Origin of the sequence: Leptothoe sp. PORK10 BA2 (assembly GCF_034932105.1) — a bacterium.
Classification (GTDB): Bacteria; Cyanobacteriota; Cyanobacteriia; order Phormidesmidales; family Phormidesmidaceae; genus Leptothoe.
This window is the reverse complement of sequence record NZ_JAYGIG010000193.1, coordinates 1-4,750: the sequence shown is the minus strand read 5'-3', so window position 1 is coordinate 4,750 and position 4,750 is coordinate 1. Positions and strand designations below refer to the sequence as shown.

General features: G+C 51.2%; 3 protein-coding genes. All 3 read left to right on the top strand.

Annotated features, from left to right (window positions below; translation table 11 throughout):
* The first annotated feature begins 137 nt into the window (after positions 1–137).
* The 3 genes from VB741_RS25985 (at position 138) to VB741_RS25975 (ending at position 4,508) form a co-directional block, all read left to right on the top strand.
* Complete coding sequence (locus VB741_RS25985) at positions 138–1,169, top strand: hypothetical protein (RefSeq protein WP_323368133.1); 1,032 nt, start codon at positions 138–140, stop codon at positions 1,167–1,169.
* Positions 1,170–1,447: 278 nt separating this feature from the next.
* Complete coding sequence (locus VB741_RS25980) at positions 1,448–4,117, top strand: tetratricopeptide repeat protein (protein WP_323368132.1); 2,670 nt, start codon at positions 1,448–1,450, stop codon at positions 4,115–4,117.
* A gap of 145 nt (positions 4,118–4,262) precedes the next feature.
* Positions 4,263–4,508, top strand: a complete 246-nt coding sequence (locus VB741_RS25975) for a hypothetical protein (RefSeq protein WP_323368131.1) — start codon at positions 4,263–4,265, stop codon at positions 4,506–4,508.
* Positions 4,509–4,750 lie beyond the last annotated feature (242 nt).

Below are 4,750 nucleotides of genomic sequence, written 5' to 3'. Positions count from 1 at the left end.
ATGTTCTGCCGTATTCGCGGTTACCTATCCACTCTACGCAAACAGGGGCATAACGTTCTGGATGCCCTCATGGGATTGTTCTCTGGAAACCCTATAACTCTCCTACCCCAGCCTGAGTAGTTACAATATTATTAGATATGAAAAGACTTTTTCAGTCTGTGCCTACTCGCATTTTAGCCACTGCACTCATTAGCTTAACTGGGTTGACGATGGGCTGTACCCAGGCCACCGCCATCGATCGCCAGACCAACGCTGCTGCTACACCGACATCCCAGAAAGAGTCCGCTCAAGCGGGCGCTCAGGACGTTACCCAGTCTTCAGATTCATTTGGGCTAGCAGAAAACATGCCCTACGAAGATGCCCGCCATCTTTTAATGGAACAGAACTGGGAACCCCACACCGCTGGCGACGCACCAAACCTCAATGATTCAACGGTCGAAGAACTGTTTGAGCTGGGCTACCCGGAGGTTAAAGACTGCTCAGGGACAGGTCTAGGGCCTTGTCGCTTTGAGTTTGTGAATGCAGATGGGGAAATCTTCGTGGTTACAACCATTCAAAACGGCTCCGGTACTAATCTGGAACGCTTTGTAAGCAGCTGGTTTTTTGAACAGGGCACATTTGCCCAGAACACAGCGGCTAGTGAGACAACACCCCCATTTTTTGGCGAACGTTACTTTAATTTCTATGGGGGCAACGGCACAGGGCAATCCATCACTATCGAGTCGGATGGGGCTACGACTGTTCGCAGAAATGGCACCGTCAGTAGTTCTGTGATCTATCGTGGCCAGTTCTCTAACCCTATCATGACTAACGAGGGAGAACAGTTACGAATAGACGGAGATAACATATCGCTGGTGTCGGCCGATGGCCAGGTTATTCAAGGTTGCAAAGGTGAGAATGCCCCCTGTGAGTCGGATCTTTATGAAGCGACAACTCCTGCGTTTATTCCGGATGGATACTACGTGCTGGGTGGCACCGATCAGGGACTAGAAGTCTCGGGAGATCAGTACCGCTATTACGACGAGCTGGGTACCCGTGACTGGCGTCCGCTTTCAGATCTCACCCTCATTCAAGAAAAGATGATATTTGATGGCGACAATTACTGGTGCATGCCTCCCGAAGGTGAACCAGGCGTGTGTACTGAAAACGGCTGGCAATCAATTCAATAACACCTGTTTGCGCGGGACTAGCTGCAAGCACCCTGAAGTTATAGCTAGCGCCATTGCAACTGCTCAGCCCCATAAAAGCGAAGCCAATTTTGAAAGTAGCCCATGATGGGCCTGCTCGCGAAACACCAGTGATTACAATCGCAGGTATGTTACACGAGCAGGCCCTTTCCTAACCCGCGATTGTGTTCTGTTTCTCTTTTATCTTTGTGAACCGAGGCTCTTCAGTCAGCTATTCTATGCCCTACTTCCCTGCGTCGCTACATGGTTTCTTATCCCTCATGTCTCAGCCACTGAACCAGCAGCCTAAGTTTAAAACAATTGCCCTGGCTTTAAGCTTAGGTACGTTTGGCATACTACTTTTTAGTAGTGCACCCCTGCTTGCCCAGCCCTCGCCGCCGACAGTCTCTCCACTACCTTCAGCCAGTTCAACCGATAGTGAGATCTACAACCAATTGCAAGAACAGTTAGCCGCTGCCCGTAAATCGACCCAGCAGGGACAGGTAGAAGCCGCTACTGCTGCTCTAAACCAGGCGATCGCCCTGGCAAAATCAATCCAATCCACAGAAATACGCGATCAAGCCCTATATGCTACCGGTTTAGCTTGGCTGGAGTTACCCAGCGGATTAGAGCAAGTGCCAGCGATCACCCAAGCCATGACCTACGAAACCTTGGGCGTTACCGATCAGCTGCGCGTCCAGTTAGAGAAAGCGTTAATTATTGCCCTTGTTCAATCCGATCAAGTGCAGCAAGCGATCGCACTCATCGATCCCCTGCCCTCCGGTATCCGCGATCAGCAAGGGGCCTATCTGATCGAAACCTTGACCAATGCTGGCAAACTTTCAGCAGCGCTCCCCCTCGCTGAGCGATTCATTCCGGCGGAGAGCTATTGGCGATTTCAGGCTAACAACACCATCATCCGAGCCTACATCGCTGCTGAGCAATACGAAGCTGCTCGGGCATTTTTGCAAGCACAGCCCTTTGCCGATCCGCTCGATCAGGTCACCGCATTAGGAGACATTGCCCTGTGGGCAGGCCGAGCGGGTCAGCTAGAAACCGCCAGCACCGTGATTGAAGACATCAGTGAAAGCCGCCGCGCCGCGCCATTAGTAGAATTAGCGCGGGCGTATCACTATCGCGACCAGACCGAAACCGCCACCAACCTGCTCGCCGCCGCTACGCAATTACCCTCGGATCCCAACGATTCGCAAAGCGGCTGGTCTACCGCCAAGCTCATCGCCCTGGCCTATGCAGACCTAGGCCAACCCAGCCAGGCCCAACAAATCTTGGCTGCCGCCGCCAGCAACCCTCCCGCAGACGACTCCTATTTCCCCATTACGCTCATAGAGACCTATTTATCAATCGGTGCGCTAGATCCGGCCACGTCAGTGCTAGCTAGCCTGGATAATGACAGCTCAAGATACGACGCGCTCATTAGAATGGCCGAAGCTTACACCAAGCAGGGACAGCAAGCAGAAGCAGTTACCTTGCTAAACCAAATTCCCGATCGGGCACTGATGCCGCTGCTAGAATACGCCGACCCCAAAATAGAATTACTCACCCAAATTCTGGATAATTCTCTGGAAACAGGAGAGTTTGACCTAGCCATACAGATTGTTGAAAGTCTCAACGATCCGGCTAATCAGGTTCAAACCTGGGTGAAAATTGCCACCGCCTACCCCGATAATCAACGTACTGTTGCCATTGAGTCACTCGAGGAGGCCCTGAGAATCGCCCGCACCGTTGAAAGAGAATACGTCGTGATCGATCGCCATTTCTCCTACAGTAAATCCAATGCTGACTTGTTGAAAGTGGTGGCCGAAGGCTATCGCACCCTTGGCCAAACTGACCAGGCGATCGCCACCATTCGAGAAGCCCTCACCGCACTAGAAGCGTTTCGCTCAGACTCGCCGTTGGCCATAGGTGGCGTGCTTGAAGGTGGGATTGACTATGGTGCGATCGCACAGCTAGCCCGCGACTGGCAACAGCAAGATTTCTACGAAAAAGCGATTGGCGAATTAGAAAAACAGCTAGCGGAGACGGAATCTATCGCCACCGAAACAGCGCTCCCTGTAACCCTATCGACCACCGAGCAGATCCTGGCCTTAGTGCGGTTAACTTACCAGCCCAACCAACCCGTATCCGACCGGCACCAGCATTATCTCGCCCGGCTCACCGATGTGCGTGCGCAAACCACCGAGCCCACCGAGCAGCTAGACTTATTGCTCAGGCTGATCCCGATCTATCACGAGATCGATCAGCTCTCAGCAATGGAAGAAACTGTACAGCAAATCATAGAACTCACCGCACAACTACCTGTCGAAGTAAAAGATGGAACCCTCAGCAACCTAGCCGTCTCTATCGCAACCCTTTTAGACTCAGAAACCGAAACCCCTTCACCCCTGATTAAAACTATTTTCTCGCAAATCTCCTCACCGCAATCTCAGGTAGATGGACTGCGACTCCTCATTGTTGAAGCTGCTTACAGAAACAAAACAGCGCTCGCCCTGTCCTATTTTGAAGACTTTCTATCACTCAGTGAACAATCTCTTTCTCCGAGCGATCGCGACGACGCCCTGGTCAACCTCAACAACTCCTTTATCTTCCGCATTGGCGATGCGCCCACTTCCCCCCCTGCCACCCCTGCTCAGCTCACCATCTTAATGCGCATCCCCGCATACATTAGCGACCCTAACCTACGGGCATTCGTTGCTATCGGCACTGCGCCCCATCTCCCCATAGCAGAAAGCACCTCCTTCTACGCCACACTGACAGAGACCCTCGCTCAGCTACCCAATACGTACAACAAGCGAGAAATGCTCTGGCAATCTTTAAACTATACGATTAACCTGGAGTCCTTTGACCAAGCTGAGCAGTTAGCCAACACCCTAGAGGACGGCTATCGTCAGTACGCCCTCGGCTGGATAGAAACTGCTCGGCAACAGCAATAGAAACAGCATCACGAAGTGTCACCCCTGAGGTAATAAATCTGAATACCTTACCTGACAAGGCTATTCAGATTTATTTTGCCCAGACCGATGATATTGTAGGCACGGCTTTTGGGTCGGTGGCCGCTATTTGCGCACTTGCGCTCATGTGATTGCAGCAGCGCTGAAGATTCCGGCTCAGCAGCGCGATGAAGATGTGAAGAAATTTTCTGTCTGGCTAGCTTTTGGTGAGGCGAAGCAGAGAAGAAAGCGACTCGCTAATATTGAGCTGAGTCGGCGTCATGCTGACATGTCGCGCAAATGTCGCCTTGCCGTTTTTCAACAATCCCTGGCTTTTTTATGGCTCTCTGTTAGCGGTATCATTGGTTTGGATAGGGTTTTACTTCAAAATTAGCCTACCCTTTTTTCTTCCTTTATACTCAATCCATTCGCCCAGTCATTGTGTCACCCCACCAGGCTTAAAGCTTGTCTGTTGGATGCTCAAAGTTGGACAGATTTTCAGAGCTACAACAGCAATTATAAATTCAAAATGTAATATTTGATACAGACGCGCGTGCCCAGTAAATGGGTTTTAAGAAATAGTTGAAACCTAGCGTGTGGGTCGGGTGCATCTCTATGGAAAATATCGGCATCAGC

Coding starts and splice junctions, on each gene's coding strand:
- VB741_RS25985 (WP_323368133.1), top strand. CDS start 138: ATGAAAAGACTTTTTCAGTCTGTGCCTACTCGCATTTTAGCCACTGCA.
- VB741_RS25980 (WP_323368132.1), top strand. CDS start 1,448: ATGTCTCAGCCACTGAACCAGCAGCCTAAGTTTAAAACAATTGCCCTG.